Source organism: Pseudomonas sp. (assembly GCF_032058845.1).
Taxonomy (GTDB): Bacteria; Pseudomonadota; Gammaproteobacteria; order Pseudomonadales; family Pseudomonadaceae; genus Aquipseudomonas.
In genome coordinates, this window is the sequence record NZ_DAMCCR010000008.1 from 36,039 (window position 1) to 57,431 (window position 21,393).

At 61.4% G+C, this 21,393-nt stretch carries 17 protein-coding genes and 2 tRNA genes; 1 reads left to right on the forward strand and 18 read right to left on the reverse strand.

Annotated elements, in window-relative coordinates; genetic code table 11:
• Nucleotides 1–86 precede the first annotated feature (86 nt).
• The 11 genes from infB to rlmE all read right to left on the reverse strand — a co-directional run bounded on the left by infB (nucleotide 87) and on the right by rlmE (nucleotide 11,227).
• Nucleotides 87–2,615 carry a translation initiation factor IF-2 gene (infB, locus tag RT028_RS02985; RefSeq protein WP_312932298.1) on the reverse strand — a complete coding sequence of 843 codons (2,529 nt, stop codon included), beginning with the start codon at nucleotides 2,613–2,615 and terminating at the stop codon, nucleotides 87–89.
• A gap of 27 nt (nucleotides 2,616–2,642) precedes the next feature.
• Entirely contained in the window at nucleotides 2,643–4,124 is a 1,482-nt protein-coding gene (gene nusA, locus RT028_RS02990; protein WP_312932299.1) for a transcription termination factor NusA, read from the reverse strand.
• 59 nt (nucleotides 4,125–4,183) lie between these two features.
• Nucleotides 4,184–4,642, reverse strand: a complete 459-nt coding sequence (gene rimP / locus RT028_RS02995; protein WP_312932353.1) for a ribosome maturation factor RimP — start codon at nucleotides 4,640–4,642, stop codon at nucleotides 4,184–4,186.
• Between the two features lie 130 nt (nucleotides 4,643–4,772).
• A tRNA-Met gene (locus RT028_RS03000) sits at nucleotides 4,773–4,849 on the reverse strand.
• Between the two features lie 97 nt (nucleotides 4,850–4,946).
• Nucleotides 4,947–5,032 (reverse strand) — tRNA-Leu (locus RT028_RS03005).
• A 20-nt stretch (nucleotides 5,033–5,052) separates the two neighbouring features.
• Nucleotides 5,053–5,445 carry a preprotein translocase subunit SecG gene (gene secG / locus RT028_RS03010; protein ID WP_312932301.1) on the reverse strand — a complete coding sequence of 131 codons (393 nt, stop codon included), beginning with the start codon at nucleotides 5,443–5,445 and terminating at the stop codon, nucleotides 5,053–5,055.
• A 1-nt stretch (nucleotide 5,446) separates the two neighbouring features.
• On the reverse strand, nucleotides 5,447–6,202 hold the full coding sequence (tpiA, locus tag RT028_RS03015; protein ID WP_312932303.1) for a triose-phosphate isomerase: 756 nt from the start codon (nucleotides 6,200–6,202) through the stop codon (nucleotides 5,447–5,449).
• Between the two features lie 66 nt (nucleotides 6,203–6,268).
• A complete protein-coding gene (glmM, locus tag RT028_RS03020) occupies nucleotides 6,269–7,609 on the reverse strand; it encodes a phosphoglucosamine mutase (protein WP_312932305.1) in 1,341 nt (446 codons plus the stop codon).
• Between the two features lie 17 nt (nucleotides 7,610–7,626).
• On the reverse strand, nucleotides 7,627–8,478 hold the full coding sequence (gene folP / locus RT028_RS03025) for a dihydropteroate synthase (protein WP_312932307.1): 852 nt from the start codon (nucleotides 8,476–8,478) through the stop codon (nucleotides 7,627–7,629).
• A gap of 8 nt (nucleotides 8,479–8,486) precedes the next feature.
• Entirely contained in the window at nucleotides 8,487–10,394 is a 1,908-nt protein-coding gene (ftsH, locus tag RT028_RS03030) for an ATP-dependent zinc metalloprotease FtsH (protein WP_312932309.1), read from the reverse strand.
• A 209-nt stretch (nucleotides 10,395–10,603) separates the two neighbouring features.
• Entirely contained in the window at nucleotides 10,604–11,227 is a 624-nt protein-coding gene (rlmE, locus tag RT028_RS03035) for a 23S rRNA (uridine(2552)-2'-O)-methyltransferase RlmE (protein WP_312932311.1), read from the reverse strand.
• A 101-nt stretch (nucleotides 11,228–11,328) separates the two neighbouring features.
• Between rlmE and yhbY the strand changes: the two genes are divergently transcribed.
• A complete protein-coding gene (gene yhbY / locus RT028_RS03040; protein ID WP_312932313.1) occupies nucleotides 11,329–11,637 on the forward strand; it encodes a ribosome assembly RNA-binding protein YhbY in 309 nt (102 codons plus the stop codon).
• Between the two features lie 12 nt (nucleotides 11,638–11,649).
• Here yhbY and RT028_RS03045 read toward each other — a convergent pair whose 3' ends face one another.
• The 7 genes from RT028_RS03045 to dnaK all read right to left on the reverse strand — a co-directional run bounded on the left by RT028_RS03045 (nucleotide 11,650) and on the right by dnaK (nucleotide 21,392).
• Nucleotides 11,650–12,099, reverse strand: coding sequence for an MFS transporter (locus tag RT028_RS03045; RefSeq protein ID WP_312932315.1), 450 nt, complete (start codon nucleotides 12,097–12,099; stop codon nucleotides 11,650–11,652).
• Nucleotides 12,077–12,559, reverse strand: a complete 483-nt coding sequence (greA, locus tag RT028_RS03050; RefSeq protein WP_312932317.1) for a transcription elongation factor GreA — start codon at nucleotides 12,557–12,559, stop codon at nucleotides 12,077–12,079. The genes RT028_RS03045 and greA overlap by 23 nt, the downstream gene beginning before the upstream one ends.
• Entirely contained in the window at nucleotides 12,556–15,777 is a 3,222-nt protein-coding gene (gene carB / locus RT028_RS03055; RefSeq protein ID WP_312932319.1) for a carbamoyl-phosphate synthase large subunit, read from the reverse strand. Before carB ends, greA begins: the two co-directional genes overlap by 4 nt.
• Nucleotides 15,778–15,883: 106 nt before the next feature.
• Entirely contained in the window at nucleotides 15,884–17,020 is a 1,137-nt protein-coding gene (carA, locus tag RT028_RS03060) for a glutamine-hydrolyzing carbamoyl-phosphate synthase small subunit (RefSeq protein WP_312932321.1), read from the reverse strand.
• A gap of 287 nt (nucleotides 17,021–17,307) precedes the next feature.
• Nucleotides 17,308–18,114 carry a 4-hydroxy-tetrahydrodipicolinate reductase gene (gene dapB / locus RT028_RS03065; protein ID WP_312932323.1) on the reverse strand — a complete coding sequence of 269 codons (807 nt, stop codon included), beginning with the start codon at nucleotides 18,112–18,114 and terminating at the stop codon, nucleotides 17,308–17,310.
• A 13-nt stretch (nucleotides 18,115–18,127) separates the two neighbouring features.
• Nucleotides 18,128–19,252, reverse strand: coding sequence for a molecular chaperone DnaJ (gene dnaJ, locus RT028_RS03070; RefSeq protein ID WP_312932325.1), 1,125 nt, complete (start codon nucleotides 19,250–19,252; stop codon nucleotides 18,128–18,130).
• A 217-nt stretch (nucleotides 19,253–19,469) separates the two neighbouring features.
• The gene (gene dnaK, locus RT028_RS03075) at nucleotides 19,470–21,392 is read right to left on the reverse strand and encodes a molecular chaperone DnaK (RefSeq protein WP_312932327.1); all 1,923 of its coding nucleotides are present in this window, start codon (nucleotides 21,390–21,392) and stop codon (nucleotides 19,470–19,472) included.
• Nucleotide 21,393: the final 1 nt, after the last annotated feature.

A 21,393-nucleotide genomic window follows, 5' to 3' on the forward strand; every position in this document is an offset into this window, starting at 1 on the left:
GCCCGGTGAGGCTGAAGCCTGACCGGGCGCTACCTGGTGAGGCGTCGCACACCGCAGCAATACGGTGGCGGCGCCCGGCACGACCCTTACAGGGTACGCGCCACCTGGACTTTCTCGAACACTTCGATCTTGTCGCCGACCTTGACGTCGTTGTAGCTCTTGACGCCAATACCGCACTCCATGCCATTACGCACTTCGGCAGCATCGTCCTTGAAACGACGCAGCGATTCCAGCTCGCCTTCGAAGATCACCACATCGTCACGCAGTACACGGATCGGACGGTTGCGGTAAACGGTACCCTCGATGACCATACAGCCAGCGATGGCGCCGAACTTCGGCGAACGGAACACGTCACGCACTTCGGCAACGCCGAGGATGTTCTCGCGAACATCGCTGCCAAGCATGCCGGTCAGGGCCTTCTTGACGTCTTCGATGATGTCGTAGATGACGTTGTAGTAACGCATGTCCAGCGCTTCTTGCTCGACGATCTTGCGCGCACCGGCATCGGCACGTACGTTGAAGCCGAACAGAACAGCGTTGGAGGCCAGGGCCAGGTTGGCATCGCTCTCGGTGATACCACCGACACCGCCACCAATCACACGCACCTGCACTTCGTCGTTACCCAACCCGCCGAGCGAGCCATGCAGCGCCTCGAGCGAGCCACGAACATCGGTCTTGAGCACGATGTTGAGGGTCTTCTTCTCTTCCTGACCCATGGTCTCGAAGATGTTTTCCAGCTTGCCAGCGTGAGCACGGGCCAGCTTGACCTCGCGGTACTTGCCCTGACGGAACATGGCAACTTCGCGGGCCTTCTTCTCGTCAGCCACCACCGACAGCTCGTCACCGGCTTCCGGGGTGCCATCCAGGCCGAGGATCTCGACCGGGATCGACGGGCCGGCTTCCTTCACAGGCTTGCCGTTCTCGTCGAGCATGGCACGCACGCGGCCATAGTTCGAACCGCACAGGACCATGTCACCCTGACGCAGCGTACCGTCCTGAACCAGGATGGTGGCGACCGGACCACGGCCCTTGTCCAGGCGCGACTCGACCACGACACCACGACCAGGCGCGGTTGGGGTGGCAGTCAGCTCCAGGACCTCGGCTTGCAGCAGGACGGCTTCGAGCAGATCGTCGACACCGGTACCCATCTTGGCCGACACCTTGACGAATGGAGTATCGCCACCCCACTCCTCGGACGTCACGCCCTCGACCGACAGCTCGTTGCGAATGCGATCGAGGTCAGCACCTGGCTTGTCGATCTTGTTCACCGCAACGACCAGTGGCACGCCGGCCGCCTTGGCATGCTGGACGGCTTCGCGGGTCTGCGGCATGACGCCGTCGTCCGCAGCCACGACCAGGATGACGATGTCGGTCGCCTTGGCACCGCGGGCACGCATCTGGGTAAACGCGGCGTGGCCCGGGGTGTCGAGGAAGGTGACCATGCCACGGTCGGTTTCGACGTGGTAGGCACCGATGTGCTGGGTGATACCACCGGCTTCGCCAGCAGCAACCTTGGCACGACGGATGTAGTCGAGCAGCGAGGTCTTACCGTGGTCGACGTGGCCCATGACGGTCACGACCGGCGCGCGGGACTCAGCCACACCTTCGAACTTCAACGACTCAGCCAGGGAATCTTCCAGGGCACTGTCGCTGATCAGCTTGACCTTGTGGCCCAGCTCTTCGGCGATCAGCAGCGCGGTTTCCTGGTCCAGGACCTGGTTGATGGTGACCGGAGTCCCCATCTTGAACATGAACTTGACCACTTCAGCGCCTTTGACGGACATCTGGTTGGCCAGCTCGGAGACGGTGATGGTCTCGCCGATGTTCACGTCACGCACGAGCGGACCGGTCGGGCTCTGGAAGCCATGCTGATTACGCTTCTTCAGCTTGCCTTTGCCGCCACGGCCACGACGAGCGCCATCGCTCTCTTCGTCGGTGGTGCGAGGCGCTGCACGTGGAGTCGGCGCCTTCTCTTTTTCCTTCACCTTGACCTTGATCGAAACGCGCGGTGCTTCACCACGACGCTCGCCACCACGGCGATCGTCCTCGCGAGTGCGGGTTTCGTTACGACGGGTCTCGTCTTTCTTGCGCTCGGCGGCACGCGCCACCGCATCGTCGGCGACGGGTGCGTTGGCAACGCCAGGCGCAGCAGCAGGTGCAGCGGCAGGCTTGGCCGCAGGCGCCGGGGCCTGGGTTTCGGCTGCCGGACGACGAGGCTGTTCTTCGCTGCGCTGACGATTTTCAGCTTCGCCCTTGGCGCGCTCGGCGTCCTCGGCCGCGCGACGCTCTTCCAGCTCACGCTTCTGCTCAGCCTGAATTTCTTCAGGGCTGCGCTGAACGAATACTTTCTTCTTGCGAACTTCTACGCTGATGCTCTTGCTACCGGCCACACGCAAGGTGCTGGTGGTTTTGCGCTGCAAGGTAATCTTGCGCGGCTCTTCCGCCTTGCTCTTGTGGCTGCTTTTCAAATGAGTCAGCAGTACCTGCTTCTCATTGTCGGTCACTACCTGACCGGCGTCGGTGTGTGGCAGACCCGCCTCGCGCATCTGCTGCAGCAGGCGCTCTACCGGTGCCTCGACCTCTTGGGCCAGTTCTTTCACCGTGACTTGCGTCATGCATTTCTCTCCTCAGGCCGCGCCTAATTACTCGAACCAGTGGGCTCGGGCGGCCATGATCAACTTGCCGGCACGCTCTTCGTCGATGCCGTCGATGTCGAGCAGGTCGTCAATCGACTGCTCGGCCAGGTCTTCGCGGTTAACCACGCCGCGCACCGCCAGTTCCGCTGCCAGGTCCGGATCCATGCCCTCGAGAGAGAGCAGGTCTTCGGCCGGATGGGCGTCTGCCAGTTTTTCTTCGGTAGCGATGGCTTTGGTCAACAAACGGTCCTTGGCACGAGCGCGAAGCTCGTTGACGATCTCTTCGTCAAAGCCATCGATGTTGAGCATTTCTTCCAACGGTACGTAGGCAATTTCTTCGAGGCTGGTAAAGCCTTCGTCGACCAGCACTTGTGCCAGCTCCTCGTCGACTTCCAGTTCTTCAACGAAATTACGCAGGATGTCGCCAGTTTCTGCTTGCTGCTTGGCCTGGATATCCTTCTCGGTCATCACATTCAAGGTCCAGCCGGTCAACTGACTGGCCAACCGAACGTTCTGCCCGCCACGACCGATGGCCTGGGCGAGGTTGTCTTCGGCGACGGCGATGTCCATGGCATGGGCATCTTCATCAACGATGATCGCCGCGACTTCGGCCGGCGACATGGCGTTGATGACAAATTGTGCCGGGTTATCGTCCCAGAGGACGATATCGACACGCTCACCACCCAGCTCGCCAGACACAGCTTGTACACGCGAACCGCGCATGCCGATACAGGCACCTTGCGGGTCGATGCGCTTGTCCTTGGAGCGGACGGCGATCTTGGCACGCGATCCCGGATCACGGGAGGCGGCCATGACTTCAATGAGGCCTTCGGCAATTTCCGGGACCTCGATGCGGAACAGCTCGATCAGCATCTGTGGCGCAGTACGCGACAGGATCAGCTGAGGGCCGCGGTTTTCACTGCGAATCTCCTTGAGCAGCGCGCGCAAGCGCACACCGACCCGGAAGGTTTCGCGGGGAATGATGTCTTCGCGAGCGAGCAATGCTTCGGCATTGTTGCCCAGGTCGACGATGATGTTGTCACGTGTGACTTTCTTGACGGTGCCGGAGATGATCTCGTTGACCCGCTCGCGGTAGGCGTCGACCACCTGGGCGCGCTCAGCTTCGCGAACCTTCTGCACGATCACCTGCTTGGCGGTCTGTGCAGCGATACGACCGAACTCGATCGAGTCGATTTTCTCTTCGATGACGTCGCCAACCTGGGCTTCAGGGTGAGTCAGGTGCACCTTGGTCGGCCAGGTTTCGATGGCCGGATCGTCCAGTGCGTCTTCCTCGACCACGGTCCAGCGACGGAACGTCTCGTAGCTGCCGGTGTGGCGGTTGATTTCCACACGCAGATCGACTTCGTCTTCAAATCGTTTTTTGGTTGCGGTCGCCAGCGCTACTTCCAGGGCGTCGAAAATAACGCCAGGGGGTACACCCTTCTCGTTGGATACCGATTCAACAACCAGCAGTACTTCTTTGCTCATCGTACGCCTCGCCTTGCGCAAGCCATTGGGCCCGTATAATCCGGCGGACCCGGCACGTCTCAGTCAAAACTGGGAATAATATTGGCCTTGTCGATCGAGTCGATCGGCAGCAGGAATTCGTTCTGGTCCACCTGGACCACCACATCCTGGTCCTCGACACCACGGAGGAGGCCTTGAAAGTTGCGACGGCCTTCGAACGGCGTGCGCAGCTTGATCTTCACTTGCTCGCCGGCATGCGCGGCGTACTGTTCCAACGTGAACAATGGCCGATCCATCCCGGGCGAGGAAACCTCAAGGGCATACTCACTGGTGATCGGATCCTCTACATCGAGAACGCCGCTGATCTGGCGACTGACCGCTTCGCAGTCTTCGACCATGATGCCGCCTTCTTTGTCGATGTAGACACGCAACACCGTGTGCTTGCCCTGGGAGATGTATTCGATCCCCCAGCATTGAAAGCCCAGCCCCTCGACCACCGGGGCCAACAAGGCCTGCAACTGTTCTAGCTTGCTCGACACCTGAACCCCCTCGTGCATGCTGTGCAAATGAAAAATGGGCGAAGCGCCCATCCCTGAAGACGCCGTTGGACAACGGCGCCGAATACTGTTCGGCTAGCAAAAAGCCCCTGAAAAGGGGCTTTGCTGAAGCTGGTTGCGGGGGCTGGATTTGAACCAACGACCTTCGGGTTATGAGCCCGACGAGCTACCAAGCTGCTCCACCCCGCGACAAAGCTGGGGCAAAAGTATAAGACTGAACCCCTTTTGGGTCAATCCGACCTCCACCTGCAAGAAAGCCCGCTACAGCGGGCTCTCATGCTTCAATTGGTACCGAGAAGGGGACTCGAACCCCTACACCCTATGGGCACAACCACCTCAAGGTTGCGTGTCTACCAATTCCACCACCTCGGCAAAACTACATGTAAAGCGTATTACTTTGATTCTTCAGCGGCAGGAGGTACATCACCTTGCTGGGTGGTTTCGCTCTTTTGTTGCTTCAGAACCGGTACATCATCATTTACCGCCGGCTTGGGCTCTTTAACTTCAAGAACTGCTGGATCTGGCAAACCTGCTTGAGTCAGCTCGTGAGCCTTCTCCTTTGCGAAGTATCCTAACCCAAGTGCAGTTAAAAAGAAAGTGGCAGCAAGTATAGCAGTGAATTTACTTAAGAAAGTCGCCGAACCCTGACTTCCGAACACAGTATTGGAGGCACCTGCGCCGAAAGATGCACCTGCTTCAGCACCTTTACCCTGTTGCATCAACACCAGCGCCACAAGCGACAGTGCTGCTAACAGATGAAAAACAACTACGACTGTTTCCAGCATTTCAGTTTCCTGCGGCGCGACAAATTGCACCGAATTCGTCTGCGTTCAAGGAAGCTCCACCAATGAGCCCCCCATCGATATCCGGCATGCCGAACAGTTCGGCCGCATTGGCCGCCTTGACGCTGCCACCGTAGAGCAGCTGAAGATTCGCAGCCACCTCGGCGTCCTTCGTCGCGAACTGTGCGCGAATGGCCGCATGCACATCCTGGGCTTGCTGCGGAGAGGCCGTAAGCCCCGTACCAATGGCCCATACAGGCTCATAGGCAACCACCGCATTGGCAAAAGCGGCAACACCGAAAGCTTCGATGATACTGCTCAACTGACGCCCAACGACTTCAAGCGTCTTGCCCGCCTCGCGCTCTTCAAGGGTTTCCCCAATACAAAGCACCGGCTTCAAACCACAGGCCTGAGCGGCTGCAAACTTCTGCTGCAGTACTTCTTCACTTTCACCGATGATCTGGCGACGTTCGGAATGACCTATCAGCACCAACTTGCAGCCCATTTCAGCCAATTGACTCGGGGCAACTTCCCCGGTCAACGCGCCCTGTTCGGACTGTATTGCAGAATTCTGTGCACCGACGGTAATTCCGCTACCTTCTAGCCCATCGATTACTTGCGCGATGTGCAAAGAAGAAGGAAAAACCGCAACTTCGACCTCACTCGACATGGGCATATGGTTCAGCCCTTCGAGCAGTTCAGCGACACCGGCGCGGGTACCGTGCATCTTCCAGTTACCAGCTACCATGGGGCGACGCATGCTTTACCTCACAGGTCGAAGTGGGCGCAGATCTTACCCAACCAGAAACGCGCTGGCAAGCGACTTTCAAGCACAAACTTGAGAGACGAGTTTCGCCAGCGTCTCGGCATGCAGGCGGACCTGGCTTTCGTCATCACCCTCGACCATGACCCGCACCAGGGGCTCGGTGCCCGACTTGCGCAGCAGTACCCGCCCGCGCCCAGCCATCGCCTGCGTGGCATCGGCACTGGCCTGTTGCACCGCCGGGTTTTCCAATGGGTCATCCTGCCCCGCGGCAAAACGTACGTTGATCAACACCTGCGGGCACTTGCGGATGGCCTGACGCGCCTGGGCCAGGGTTTCACCGCGACGCTTGAGGGCCATCAGCACCTGCAGCGCGGCAATGATGGCATCCCCCGTGGTGGTGTGGTTGGCGCACACGACGTGACCGGAATTTTCTCCGCCCAGCTGCCATTCGCGCGCCGTCAGCTCGGCCATCACGTAGCGGTCACCGACCTTGGCACGAACAAACGGAATGTCGAGGTCTTTCAGCGCAAGCTCCAGGCCGAGGTTGCTCATCAGCGTACCCACAACGCCGCCCTGCAACTTGCCACGGTCCTGCAGATCACGGGCCAGGATGAACAGCAGTTCGTCACCATCGACGATCGCGCCGGTGTGGTCGACCATCAGCACCCGATCGCCGTCGCCATCGAAGGCGATGCCCAGGTCGGCATGGCCGATCAGGACCGCCGCCTGCAGGGACTCGATGTGCGTCGAGCCACAGCCTTCGTTGATGTTCAGCCCATCGGGCTGCGCGTGCAGCACGGTGACAGCCGCGCCCAGCTCCTGGAACACGCTGGGCGCCACCTTGTACGTGGCGCCATGGGCACAGTCGACGACCAGTTTCAGGCCTTCGAAGCTGGTGCCCGTCGGCACACTGCCCTTGCAGAATTCGATGTAGCGCCCGGCGGCGTCGGTAATGCGCGACACTTTGCCCAGCTTGCTGGAGTCCACCACCGTCATCGGCTGATCGAGCAATTCCTCGATCATCTGCTCGATATCGTCCGGCAGCTTGGTGCCCTTGCCGGAGAAGAACTTGATGCCGTTGTCATCGTGCGGGTTGTGCGAGGCACTGATCACGATGCCGGCTTCGGCGTGGAAGGTCCGTGTCAGGTAAGCGATGGCAGGCGTGGGCATCGGGCCCAGCAGCATCACATCGGCGCCGGCCGCAGACAATCCGGCCTCCAGCGCAGATTCGAACATGTACCCGGAAATACGCGTGTCTTTGCCGACCAGCACGCGGCAGTGGCCAAGCTTGCGGAACGCCATACCGGCCGCCCAGCCGAGCTTGAGCATGAAATCAGGCGTAATGGGGAACTGCCCGACGCGACCGCGAATGCCGTCGGTGCCGAAGTATTTTCTGCTCATGTGTCACTCCAATTATTCTATTCGGCGCTCTGCACGGCTGTGATCATCCGCACCACATCGATTGTTTCGGCAACGTCGTGCACCCGCAGAATTCTCGCACCCTTGGTCATGGCCAAGGCGGCCAGCGCCAGGCCGCCATACAGGCGCTGATCCACAGGACGCTGCAGCGTCAGGCCGATCATACTCTTGCGCGAAACACCGACCAGCAACGGCCGAGCAAGTTCCGCGAGCGCTTCGAGGTGCTTGAACAGGCTCAGGTTATGTTCGAGCGTCTTGGCAAAGCCAAATCCCGGGTCGAGCACGATACGCTCTGCAGGAATGCCCGCTGCGGCGCAAGCCGTCATGCGCTGCTGCAGATAGCGGGCGACTTCGGCCGTCACGTCGTCATAGTGAGGCGCGTCCTGCATGTTGCCCGGCTCACCGCGCATGTGCATCAGACACACCGGCAGGCCGGTCGCAGCGGCAGCGTCCAGCGCCCCGTCACGCTCGAGCGCACGCACATCATTGATCATGCCGGCGCCGACACGGGCCGACTCACGCATCACCGCAGGTGTCGAGGTATCGACGGAGACGATGACGTCCAGCCGAGCGCTGATGGCCTCGACCACCGGCGCGACGCGCTCCAGCTCTTCAGTCACCGACACAGGGCGTGCACCTGGGCGCGTGGATTCGCCGCCGATGTCGATCAGCGTGGCGCCGGCTTCGACCATGGCTTGAGCGTGGAACAGCGCCTGATCGCGCTGGGCGAATCGGCCGCCGTCCGAGAAGGAATCGGGCGTGACATTGAGGATACCCATGACGTGGGTACGCGAAAGGTCAAGCACCCGGCTGCCGCAAGGCAACCGGGTGGGATATTGCGTGGAGGTCATAGAAGCCCTTAGTGATCCGCGGCTGGACCGCCAATCGGGGACTCGGGGCGGTCGCCCTGAGCGGCAGGGTTGCCAGGGGTGCCGGCATCGTTGTCCCAGTCACGCGGCTCGCGCGGGGCGCGACCGGCCATGATGTCGTCGATCTGGTCTGCGTCGATGGTTTCGTACTTCATCAACGCATCCGCCATGGCATCGAGCTTCTCGCGGTTCTCGGTGAGGATCTGCTGCGCAGTGGCGTAGCACTGGTCGATGATGCTGCGCACCTCGGAGTCGATCAGCTTGGCGGTCTCACCCGAAACGCTGGACTGCTGCGAACCGCCACCACGACCCAGGAACACTTCGCCCTCTTCCTCGGCATACATCAACGGCCCGAGTTTTTCCGACAGCCCCCACTTGGTAACCATGTTTCGGGCGATCTGGCTGGCACGCATGATGTCGTTGGACGCGCCAGTGGTCACGCCGTCGAAACCGAGCGTCATCTCTTCGGCGATACGACCACCGTACAGCGAGCAGATCTGGCTGATCAGCGCGCGCTTGGACAGGCTGTAACGGTCTTCTTCGGGCAGGAACATGGTCACACCCAGGGCCCGACCACGCGGAATGATCGATACCTTGTAGACCGGATCATGCTCAGGCACAACGCGGCCGACGATCGCATGGCCAGCTTCGTGATAGGCGGTGTTACGCTTTTCCTTGTCGGACATGACCATGGTCTTGCGCTCGGCGCCCATCATGATCTTGTCTTTAGCCAGCTCGAACTCTTTCATTTCCACCGTGCGCTTGCCAGCGCGGGCGGCGAACAGAGAGGCCTCGTTGACCAGGTTGGCAAGGTCGGCACCGGAGAAGCCAGGGGTGCCACGCGCGATGACCGCTGCATTGACGTTGTCGCCCGCTGGCACCTTGCGCATGTGGACTTTCAGGATCTGCTCGCGACCGCGAATGTCTGGCAGGCCGACCACGACCTGACGGTCGAAGCGGCCCGGACGCAGCAGCGCGGGGTCAAGCACGTCAGGACGGTTGGTGGCAGCGATGACGATGATGCCATCGTTCATTTCAAAGCCGTCCATCTCGACCAGCAACTGGTTGAGGGTTTGCTCACGTTCATCGTGACCACCGCCCATACCGGCACCACGGTGACGACCCACGGCATCGATTTCGTCGATGAAGATGATGCAAGGCGCGTGCTTCTTGGCCTGCTCGAACATGTCGCGCACACGGCTGGCGCCCACACCGACGAACATTTCGACGAAGTCGGAACCGGAAATGGTGAAGAACGGCACCTTGGCCTCGCCCGCGATCGCCTTGGCGATCAGGGTCTTACCGGTACCCGGTGGGCCGACCATCAGCACGCCGCGTGGAATGCGACCGCCCAGGCGCTGGAACTTGCCCGGATCGCGAAGAAACTCGACCAGCTCGCCGACTTCTTCCTTGGCTTCGTCACAACCGGCAACATCTGCCAGGGTGGTTTTCACCTGGTCTTCGGACAGCAGGCGCGCCTTGCTCTTGCCAAAGCTCATCGGGCCGCCCTTGCCGCCTGCCCCGCCCTGCATCTGACGCATGAAGAACATGGCCAGCGCCATGATGATCAGGATCGGGAAGCTGGCCACCAGCAACTGGGTCCAGATGCTCTGCTGCTCAGGCTGCTTGCCTTCGACAACCACGTGGTTGTCGACCAGATCGCCAATCAGGCCGTTGTCGGCAATGGCAGGACGGATGGTCTTGAAGGTGTCGCCATCGGAACGCTTGCCATTGATGACGGCACCGTCGACCGTGACGCGCTCGACCTTACCGTCCTTGACCTGCTGGATGAAGTCGGAATAGTTGAGGGTCTGCGGCTCGTTCGGGCTGGAGAAGTTGTTCATCACCGTCACCAGGACTGCCGCGATGATCAACCACAGGATCAGATTCTTTGCCATGTCGTTCAATTAGCTACCCTCAGAGGTCGGCGCACGACGCAGCCGTGCCTCGCATGATATACAGCGCCCTAACTTACTACATTACCTACGCACCCGCAGGCACCGTCTGTAACCCTTTGTGAAATTCAGCCTACACGAAGTTCAGAGATTGCTGACGCGACCGCCGATTGCAAATAACTATCGCCGGCCAAGCCTGACACCTTGCCTCCTCAACCCTTGAAGCCCTTGCCCAACAGATATTGCTCGCGAGAGCGGTCTCGGGAAGACGACGGTTTGCGCATCTGCACCTTGTCGAAACGGGTGCGGACATCCTTCAGGTAGCTGTCAAAGCCTTCACCCTGGAAGATCTTGATCAGGAAATCACCGCCGGGGCGCAAGACGCGGCTGGCCAGATCCAGCGCCAACTCGCACAGGAACATGGCGCGCGGCATGTCGACCTCGGGCGTACCACTCATGTTGGGGGCCATATCGGAAATCACAAGGTCGACATGCGAATCGCCGACCGCCTGCAGGATCTGCTCAAGCACCGAATCGTGGGTGAAATCGCCGTGGATGAAGGTGACATCGGGGATGGAGTCCATCTCGAGGATGTCCGACGCGATCAGCCGGCCCTGACCACCGATCAGACGACTGGTCACCTGGGACCAGCCACCGGGCGCCGCGCCGAGGTCGATAACGCTCATGCCAGGACGAATCAGACGGTCCTTTTCCTGGATCTCCAGCAGCTTGTAGCTGGCTCGGGAACGGTAGCCATCCTTCTGCGCTTGCTTGACGAAGGGGTCGTTGAAATGCTCTCGCAGCCAGTTCTGGCTGCTTTTGGAACGTTGCGCCACGGGGCACCTCGATGATATGCGTGGTGATTGACTGGGCGAGCCAGGGGCCCTCGGGTAAAATGCCGGTCAATTTTACAGAATCAGACGAAAAGGGTCAGATTATGCCGCTCAATAACGAGCAGAAGAAGCAGTACAAATCCATTGGTCATGACCTCAAGCCGGTCTTGATCATCGCCGGCAACGGTCTGAATGAGGGTGTGATCGCCGAGCTTGAGCGTGCACTGGCAGACCACGAGCTGATCAAGGTGGAAATCCGTTCCGAAGATCGCGAGGAACGCGCCGCTACCATCACAGCGCTGTGCAAGGCCGGCCGCGCCGAGCTGGTGCAGACCATCGGCAAGAAAGCCCTGGTCTATCGCAAGAACCCGCAGCCGAACAAGCAACTGTCGAACATCCACCGCTACAAGTAACGGTGGTTTCGGTCAGCGGCGCGCCAGGCGCGTCCTGACCGGCACCGGCTGGGCCACCAGCACGATGCCGGAAAAGCCCAGAACCAGAAAGCAGAACATCTGCCAGCGCTCACCCACCGAAATGCCATAGCGCAACGTGTAGTAGCCCACACATGCGCTGAAGCCGAGCAGCAGCATCTGCCCGCGGAACTGTCGCCACCACGCTGCCAGGCCCTCAACCCTCGCCAATACCGCCAGCTGGGTCAGCAGACCGAGCAACGCCACGCCAATCAACCAGCGATCGATCTGCGCCGCGATGTCCTGCACCAGCAACGGTGCCAGGCCCGAGACCTTGAGCGCAGGCACCAGGCCAACGTGAAACACCCACAGGCCGCCGACCCAGAAAACCTGGGCCAGTTGCCAGAGGATGCCTTCGAGCGATGGCGCCCGCAGGCGTCGGTCAGATGTGCTGGACTTCGACAATCTCGTACTCGACTGTGCCGCTTGGTGTCTTGATCACGACGATATCGCCTTCGCTCTTCGCAATGATGGCGCGGGCAATCGGGGCGCTGGCCGAGATTTTGCCCTGTTTGATGTTGGCTTCGTCTTCGCCGACGATCTGGTATTTCACCCGCTCGTCGGTTTCGGTATTGGCCAGCTCGACGGTGGTGCCGAAGATCACCTTGCCGGTGTGAGCGATGGTCGTCACATCGATGATCACCGCATTCTGCATGCGGCCTTCGATGTCACGAATCCGCGCCTCGACCATGCCCTGCTCCTCACGGGCGGCATGGTATTCGGCGTTTTCCTTGAGGTCACCCAGTTCGCGCGCTTCACCGATTGCCTGGCTCAGGCGGGGGCGTTCGGTCTTGCTCAGGAACAGGTGTTCTTCTTCCAGGGCGCGAGCGCCCTGGACGGTCATCGGGTACTTGGTAATGCTCATGCGTTCAACCCTGCGTGCAGATCCTGCAAGCGGCGAACGGTCTTTTCCGGACCGAACTTCAGCGCTTCACAGATGGCTTCACCCGCGGCAATGGTGGTCGTGCAGTAGATCTTGTGCTGCAGCGCATTGCGGCGGATCGAGTAAGAGTCGGCAATCGACTGACGGCCTTCGGTGGTGTTGATGATCAGCGACACTTCGTCGTTCTTGATCATGTCGACCACGTGCGGACGACCTTCGGTCACCTTGTTCACGCGACGGACTTTCAGGCCGGCAGCCTCGATCACCTTGGCGGTGCCGACGGTGGCCACGACTTCAAAGCCCAAGGCGATCAGGTCACGGGCAACGGCTGCCACCTGTGGCTTGTCGTCGTCACGCACGCTGATGAAGGCGGTGCCGCCGGTCGGCAGCACTTCGCTGGCGCCCATCTGGGCCTTGGCGAACGCTTCACCGAAGCTGTCACCCACGCCCATCACTTCACCGGTCGATTTCATCTCAGGGCCGAGGATCGGGTCAACACCCGGGAACTTGGCGAACGGGAACACGGCTTCCTTGACGCTGTAGAAGTTGGGCACGATTTCTTTGGTGAAACCGAGCTCTTTCAGCGATTTGCCGGCCATGACGCGCGCGGCGATCATGGCCAGCGACGTGCCGATGCACTTGGACACGAACGGTACGGTACGCGAGGCACGCGGGTTGACTTCGATCACGTAGATCTTGTCGCCCTGCAGCGCCAGCTGCACGTTCATCAAGCCGACCACGCCCAGCTCCAGGGCCATCTTGGAGACCTGTTCGCGGACCTGATCCTGCACGTGCTTGCTCAGCGAGTACGGCGGCAGCGAGCACGCCGAGTCGCCGGAGTGAACGCCGGCCTGTTCGATGTGCTGCATGATCGCGCCGATCACCACGTCGGTGCCGTCGCAGACCGCGTCCACGTCCATCTCGATGGCGCAGTTGAGGAAGTGATCGAGCAGCACCGGGCTGTCGTTGGACACTTGCACCGCATCACGCAGGTAGCGCTTGAGCTCGTCCAGTTCGTAGACGATCTCCATGGCGCGACCGCCCAGCACGTACGAAGGACGCACCACCAGCGGGTAGCCGATGACGCCTGCCGCCGCGACGGCTTCTTCTTCACTGCGCACAGTGGCGTTAGGCGGCTGCAGCAGGTTCAGGCGCTGCACCATCTGCTGGAAGCGCTCGCGGTCTTCGGCGCGGTCGATGGCATCAGGGCTGGTGCCGATGATCGGCACACCGGCTTCTTCCAGCGCGCGGGCCAGCTTCAGCGGGGTCTGGCCGCCGTAGTGGACGATCACGCCCTTGGGCTTCTCGACGCGGCAGACTTCCAGCACGTCTTCCAGCGTCAGCGGCTCGAAGTACAGACGGTCGGAGGTGTCGTAGTCGGTGGAAACGGTTTCCGGGTTGCAGTTGACCATGATGGTCTCGTACCCGTCTTCACGCAGCGCCAGGGCAGCATGCACGCAGCAGTAGTCGAACTCGATGCCTTGGCCGATACGGTTCGGGCCGCCACCCAGGATCATGATCTTGTCGCGGGTCGACGGGTTGGCCTCGCACTCTTCCTCGTAGGTCGAATACAGGTAGGCGGTGTCGGTGGCGAACTCGGCGGCGCAGGTGTCGACGCGCTTGTACACCGGGAACACTTCCAGCTTGTGGCGGTGGCGACGCAGGTTCTTGTCGCTGATGCCCAGCAGTTTCGCCAGGCGCTGGTCCGAGAAGCCCTTGCGCTTGAGGCGCAGCATGTAGTCCTTGTCGATGGTCGACAGGGCCAGGGTCTTGACCTTCTCTTCTTCCTTGATCAGGTCTTCCATCTGCACCAGGAACCAGTGGTCGATACCGGTCAGGGCGAAGATCTCGTCGCAGGTCATGCCAGAACGCATGGCGTCGGCGACGTACCAGATGCGCTCGGCGCCCGGCACGGTCAGCTCGCGTTTGAGGATGCTGGCGGCATCGGCGCTGGCCAGGTCGACTTTCGGGTCCAGACCGCAGACGCCGACTTCCAGGCCGCGCAGGGCTTTCTGCAGGGATTCCTGGAAGGTCCGGCCAATGGCCATGACTTCACCGACCGACTTCATCTGCGTGGTCAGGCGGGCATCGGCCTTGGGGAATTTCTCGAAGGCGAAACGCGGCAGCTTGGTGACGACGTAGTCGATCGACGGCTCGAAGGACGCCGGGGTGCGGCCGCCGGTGATGTCGTTCTGCAGCTCGTCGAGGGTGTAACCCACGGCCAGCTTGGCGGCGATCTTGGCGATCGGGAAGCCGGTGGCCTTGGAGGCCAGCGCCGAGGAGCGCGAGACACGCGGGTTCATCTCGATCACGACCATGCGGCCGGTGTCCGGGCAGATACCGAACTGCACGTTGGAACCGCCGGTTTCCACACCGATTTCACGCAGCACCGCCAGCGAGGCGTTGCGCATGATCTGGTATTCCTTGTCGGTCAGGGTCTGCGCAGGGGCCACGGTGATCGAGTCACCGGTGTGCACGCCCATCGGGTCGAAGTTTTCGATGGAGCAGACGATGATGCAGTTGTCCTTCTTGTCGCGGACCACCTCCATCTCGTATTCCTTCCAACCGATCAGCGATTCGTCGATCAGCAGTTCCTTGGTCGGCGACAGGTCCAGGCCACGGGCGCAGATTTCCTCGAACTCTTCGCGGTTGTAGGCGATGCCGCCGCCGGTGCCACCCATGGTGAAGGACGGACGGATGATGCACGGGAAGCCGAGCTTCTCGAGCACCGCATTGGCCTCGTCCATGCTGTGGGCGATGCCGGAACGCGGGCATTCCAGGCCGATGGCCTTCATGGCCTTGTCGAAGCGCGAACGGTCTTCGGCCTTGTCGATGGTGTCGGCGTTGGCACCGATCATCTCGACGCCGAACTGCTCCAGCACGCCGTGGCGCTCCAGGTCGAGAGCGCAGTTCAGGGCAGTCTGGCCACCCATGGTCGGCAGCAGTGCGTCAGGGCGCTCTTTCTCGATGATCTTGGCCACGGTCTGCCATTTGATCGGCTCGATGTAGGTGGCGTCGGCCATCGACGGGTCGGTCATGATGGTGGCCGGGTTGGAGTTCACCAGGATGACGCGAAAACCTTCCTCGCGCAGGGCCTTGCAGGCCTGGGCGCCGGAGTAGTCGAATTCACAGGCCTGGCCGATCACGATCGGGCCAGCGCCGAGAATCAGGATGCTTTTGATGTCTGTACGTTTTGGCATGGTGGTCACTCAATTCCGCGGGTCAGTCGGCAAGCCGTCTTGAACAATCTGGGTCAGGCGCGTCCGGGTGCGGCGTGGGCCGCCCCGGGGCCTTGCTGCAGGATGCTCAGCGGCGCTTGGCCATGGCATCGATGAAACGATCGAACAGCGGCGCGACGTCAGTCGGGCCTGGGCTCGCTTCAGGGTGGCCCTGGAAGCTGAACGCGCTCTTGTCGGTGCGCTCGATGCCCTGCAGGGTACCGTCGAACAGCGACTTGTGGATGGCGCGGACATTGCCCGGCAAGGTGGTTTCGTCAACCGCGAAACCGTGGTTCTGGCTGGTGATCATGACCACGCCGGTGTCCAGATCCTGGACCGGGTGGTTGGCACCGTGGTGGCCGTGGCCCATTTTCAGGGTCTTGGCGCCGGAGGCCAGGGCCAGCAGCTGGTGGCCCAGGCAGATGCCGAAGACCGGGATGTCGGTTTCGAGCACGTCCTTGATCGCCTGGATGGCGTAGTCGCAAGGCTCCGGATCGCCAGGGCCGTTGGACAGGAACACGCCGTCCGGGCTCAGCGCCAGCACGTCGCTGGCCGGGGTTTGCGCCGGCACCACGGTCACGCGGCAGCCGCGGGCCACCAGCATGCGCAGGATGTTGACCTTGACGCCGTAGTCGAATGCCACGACGTGGTACGGCAGGTCTGCCGCGTCGATCGTGGCGTGGCTGTCGGTCTTCAGTTCCCAGACGCTGGAACGCCACTCGTAGCGCTCGGTGGTGGAGACGACCTTGGCCAGGTCCATGCCCTTCAAGCCCGGGAAGGCACGCGCGGCGGCGATGGCGGCTTCTTCGGTGATCCCGTCACCGGCCAGGATGCAGCCGTTCTGGGCGCCTTTTTCACGCAGGATGCGGGTCAGGCGACGGGTGTCGATGCCGGCGATGGCGACCACGTTGTTGGCCTTGAGGTAATCGGGCAGCGACTGCTTGTTGCGCCAGTTGCTGGCGAGCAGCGGCAGGTCACGAATGACCAGGCCTGCGGACCAGACGCGGTTGGACTCGGCGTCTTCAGGCGTGGTGCCGGTGTTGCCGATGTGCGGGTAGGTCAGGGTAACGATCTGCTGGGCGTAGGAAGGGTCTGTAAGGATTTCCTGGTAGCCGGTCATAGCGGTGTTGAACACCACCTCTCCAACGGTCTGACCGTCGGCTCCAATGGCTTCGCCGCGAAAAATGCTGCCATCGGCAAGGGCGAGTATGGCTGGCTTTGTCAAGAAGACCTCCCGTAAGTAGAACCTGAAAGGGCGATCGCAGGTTGCAAAAAAGCGGAATGACGTATGGACACGTCACCCCGCTTTCATATGCTGAATTATTCTGCGCGCTTTTAGTGGACACACTAAAGCTGTAGCTTACAGAAAAAGTGGTTTTTGGTCTACCGTGAATGCGCCATTAAAACGCGGCATTCCGCTAGGGCACGCGTACCACGGCAACGTGCCAAGCCGATCGACCCGCATGCGTGCCTGAGCACCGACACGCGAATCGACCGTCATTCAGCCCTCGATCAGTGCAGATCGAGCACGTCCTGCATGTCATACAAACCCGCATCGCGGCCATCGAGCCACAGCGCGGCGCGCACTGCACCCTTGGCGAAGGTCATGCGGCTGGAGGCCTTGTGGGTGATCTCGACACGTTCACCTTCGGCGGCGAACAGCACCGTGTGGTCACCCACCACGTCACCGGCACGTACCGTGGCAAAGCCGATGGTCTGACGCTCACGCGCCCCGGTCTGCCCTTCGCGGCCATACACGGCCACTTCGCGCAGATCACGCCCCAACGCCTGGGCCACGACCTCGCCCATGCGCAGCGCCGTACCCGACGGTGCATCGACCTTGTGCCGGTGGTGCGCCTCGAGAATCTCGATGTCCACATCATCGCCCAGCACGCGCGCTGCGGTGTCGAGCAACTTCAGGCACAGGTTCACACCGACACTGAAGTTGGCGGCGAAGACAATCGGAATGTCCTTGCCCGCCTCGACCAGCAACTGCTTTTCCTGCTCGCTGAAGCCGGTGGTACCGATGACCATGGCCTTGCCCGCCTTGCGGCAGAACGCCAGGTTTCTCAGGGTGACCGAAGGGTGCGTGAAATCGATGAGCACATCGAACTCGTCGCTGACCTTGCCCAGGTCATCGGAGATGGGCACGCCAATACGCCCCAGCCCCGCCAGCTCACCGGCATCGGCATTGACCAGGGTGCTGTCGGGGCGATCGATCGCCGCCGTCAGCCCGGCCTTCGGCGCCTGTTGCTGCACCGCCTCGACCAGGACCTTGCCCATTCGCCCCGCGGCGCCCATCACTGCAATACGTCGCATAATCGAATCCTTGTCAGAGGTCGCCGAAGAAGCGTTTCACACCCTCGAACCAGCCACTGGCCTTGGGCGAGTGGGAGCTATCGCCTTCGAGCGTATCGCGCAGCTCTTCGAGCAGCTCGCGCTGGCGACGGCTGAGGTTGACCGGGGTTTCCACCGCGACGCGGCACAGCAGGTCACCGGCACCACCCCCACGCACCGGCGCGACGCCCTTGCCACGCAGGCGGAACTGCTTGCCCGTCTGCGTACCTTCCGGGATGCGCAGCTTGACGCGGCCATCGAGCGTCGGTACTTCGAGTTCGCCACCCAGGGCGGCCTCGGTGTAGCTGATCGGCACTTCGCAGTACAGGTGTTTGCCATCGCGCTGGAAGATGTCGTGCTCGCGCACGTTGATGACCACGTACAGGTCACCGGTCGGCCCGCCATGGGCACCCGCTTCGCCTTCGCCAGACAGGCGAATGCGGTCACCGGTGTCCACGCCCGGCGGCACTTTCACCGACAGGGTCTTGTACTCTTCGACCCGGCCTTCGCCATGGCAGGCCGCGCACGGATCGGTAATGATCTTGCCCTGGCCGTGGCAGCGCGGGCAGGTCTGCTGCACCGAGAAGAAGCCTTGCTGCATGCGTACCTGGCCGATACCGCCGCAGGTCGGGCAGGTGGCCGGGGTCGAACCCTTCTTGGCGCCGGAGCCATCGCAAGGCTCGCAGTTGACCAGCGTCGGCACGCGGATGTTGACCGACGTACCGCGCACCGCTTCCTCCAGGTTCAGCTCGAGGGTGTAGCGCAGGTCGCTGCCGCGCTGAGCGCCGCCACGTCCACCACGACCACCGCCGCCGCCAAAGAAGTCGCTGAACACATCGCCGAAGATGTCGGAGAAGTTCGCGCCGCCGAAGCCGGCACCACCGGCACCGCCCTGCTCGACACCGGCATGACCGTACTGGTCATACGCAGCGCGTTTGCTGGCGTCCGACAACACTTCGTAGGCTTCGTTAGCCTCCTTGAACGCGTCTTCGGCTTCCTTGTCACCCGGATTGCGATCAGGGTGGAATTTCATCGCCAGACGGCGATAGGACTTCTTGAGATCCGCTTCGCTGGCGCCGCGTTCGACACCCAGGACCTCGTAATAATCACGCTTTGCCATAAGTCATTTGCACTCTTGGGGGCGTTCGGCAAATCTCTGCGCAGAAAGCTGCGCCGTGCCGCAAGCAAGCACCTGCCGCCACATACGAAAGTGCCCTGACAGATGCTGTAAAAATTCTCGTATTCCAGACACGCCAACGCGGGAGCAAGCCCCCGCGCGGCGACATCCTACCAGCTCACCGCCCGAAGGCGGCTCACCGGCCGACAACTTGCAGGGATTACTGCTTGTTGTTGTCTTTGACTTCCTCGAACTCGGCGTCAACCACGTCATCGTGCTTGGCTTCGGGCTCGGCCTGCTGCGCGCCGCCCTGAGGCTGCTCGCCCTGCTCGGCGTACATCTTCTGAACCACTGGCGCGGAAACCTTCGACAGTTCCTCGACCTTGGCGTCGATCGCCGCCTTGTCGTCGCTCTTCACGGCCGATTCCAGCGCAGCCACTGCAGTTTCGATGGCAGCCTTCTCTTCGGCGGTCACCTTGTCACCGGCGTCGGCCAGCATCTTGCGGGTCGAGTGAACCAGTGCGTCACCCTGGTTACGGGCTGCGGCCAGCTCTTCGAACTTGCGGTCTTCGTCGGCGTTGGCCTCGGCGTCACGCACCATGCGATCGATTTCTTCGTCCGACAGACCGGAGTTGGCCTTGATCACGATCGACTGGGTCTTGCCAGTGGCCTTGTCTTTGGCGCCGACGTGCAGAATGCCGTTGGCGTCGATGTCGAAGGTCACTTCAATTTGCGGCACGCCACGTGGAGCCGGTGGAATGTCGGCCAGGTCGAACTTGCCCAGCGACTTGTTCTGAGTCGCTTGCTTACGCTCACCCTGCAGTACGTGGATGGTCACCGCGCCCTGGTTGTCGTCGGCCGTGGAGAAGGTCTGCGACTTCTTGGTCGGGATCGTGGTGTTCTTGTCGATCAGCGGGGTCATCACGCCGCCCATGGTTTCGATACCCAGGGTCAGCGGGCTGACGTCGAGCAGCAGGACGTCCTTGACGTCACCGGCCAGTACCGCACCCTGGATGGCCGCACCAATGGCGACGGCTTCGTCAGGATTGACGTCTTTACGCGCTTCTTTACCAAAGAAGTCGGCAACGGTTTTCTGCACCAGCGGCATGCGCGTTTGGCCACCCACCAGGATGACCTCGTCGATCTTGCTGACGTCGATGCCTGCGTCTTTCAGGGCAGTGCGGCACGGCTCGATGGTGCGCTGCACCAGGTCTTCGACCAGGGCTTCGAGCTTGGCGCGGGAAATCTTGACGTTCAGGTGCTTCGGACCGGTCGCGTCAGCAGTGATGTACGGCAGGTTGACATCGGTCGACTGCGCGGACGACAGCTCGATCTTGGCCTTCTCGGCGGCTTCCTTCAGGCGCTGCATGGCCAGAGGGTCGCCCTTGAGGTTCATGCCCGACTCTTTCTTGAACTCATCGACCAGGTAGTCGATCAGCACGATGTCGAAGTCTTCGCCACCCAGGAAGGTGTCGCCGTTGGTGGCCAACACTTCGAACTGGTGCTCGCCATCCACTTCGGCGATTTCGATCACCGACACGTCGAAGGTGCCACCACCGAGGTCATAAACGATGACGGTGTGGTCGCCCTTGGCCTTGTCCATGCCGTAGGCCAGTGCAGCGGCGGTCGGCTCGTTGATGATGCGCTTGACATCGAGACCCGCGATGCGACCGGCATCCTTGGTGGCTTGACGCTGGCTGTCGTTGAAGTAGGCCGGCACAGTGATGACCGCTTCGGTGACGGTCTCACCGAGGTAGTCTTCAGCGGTCTTCTTCATCTTTTTCAGAACTTCGGCGCTGATCTGCGGCGGCGCCATTTTCTGACCGTTGACTTCGACCCAGGCGTCACCGTTGTCGGCTTTCGAGATCTTGTACGGGACCATCTGGATGTCTTTCTGTACGACCTGCTCTTCAAAGCGGCGGCCGATCAGACGCTTGACTGCGTACAGCGTGTTGTGCGGATTGGTGACAGCCTGACGCTTGGCCGACTGACCGACGAGGATCTCGCCATCGTTGGCGTAAGCGACGATCGACGGCGTGGTGCGACCGCCCTCGGCGTTCTCGATGACCTTGGCCTTACCGTTCTCCAGGACGGACACACACGAGTTGGTGGTCCCCAGGTCGATACCGATGATTTTACCCATG

Coding starts and splice junctions, on each gene's coding strand:
- infB (WP_312932298.1), bottom strand. CDS start 2,615: ATGACGCAAGTCACGGTGAAAGAACTGGCCCAAGAGGTCGAGGCACCG.
- nusA (WP_312932299.1), bottom strand. CDS start 4,124: ATGAGCAAAGAAGTACTGCTGGTTGTTGAATCGGTATCCAACGAGAAG.
- secG (WP_312932301.1), bottom strand. CDS start 5,445: ATGCTGGAAACAGTCGTAGTTGTTTTTCATCTGTTAGCAGCACTGTCG.
- tpiA (WP_312932303.1), bottom strand. CDS start 6,202: ATGCGTCGCCCCATGGTAGCTGGTAACTGGAAGATGCACGGTACCCGC.
- glmM (WP_312932305.1), bottom strand. CDS start 7,609: ATGAGCAGAAAATACTTCGGCACCGACGGCATTCGCGGTCGCGTCGGG.
- folP (WP_312932307.1), bottom strand. CDS start 8,478: ATGACCTCCACGCAATATCCCACCCGGTTGCCTTGCGGCAGCCGGGTG.
- ftsH (WP_312932309.1), bottom strand. CDS start 10,394: ATGGCAAAGAATCTGATCCTGTGGTTGATCATCGCGGCAGTCCTGGTG.
- yhbY (WP_312932313.1), top strand. CDS start 11,329: ATGCCGCTCAATAACGAGCAGAAGAAGCAGTACAAATCCATTGGTCAT.
- greA (WP_312932317.1), bottom strand. CDS start 12,559: ATGAGCATTACCAAGTACCCGATGACCGTCCAGGGCGCTCGCGCCCTG.
- carB (WP_312932319.1), bottom strand. CDS start 15,777: ATGCCAAAACGTACAGACATCAAAAGCATCCTGATTCTCGGCGCTGGC.
- dapB (WP_312932323.1), bottom strand. CDS start 18,114: ATGCGACGTATTGCAGTGATGGGCGCCGCGGGGCGAATGGGCAAGGTC.
- dnaJ (WP_312932325.1), bottom strand. CDS start 19,252: ATGGCAAAGCGTGATTATTACGAGGTCCTGGGTGTCGAACGCGGCGCC.
- dnaK (WP_312932327.1), bottom strand. CDS start 21,392: ATGGGTAAAATCATCGGTATCGACCTGGGGACCACCAACTCGTGTGTG.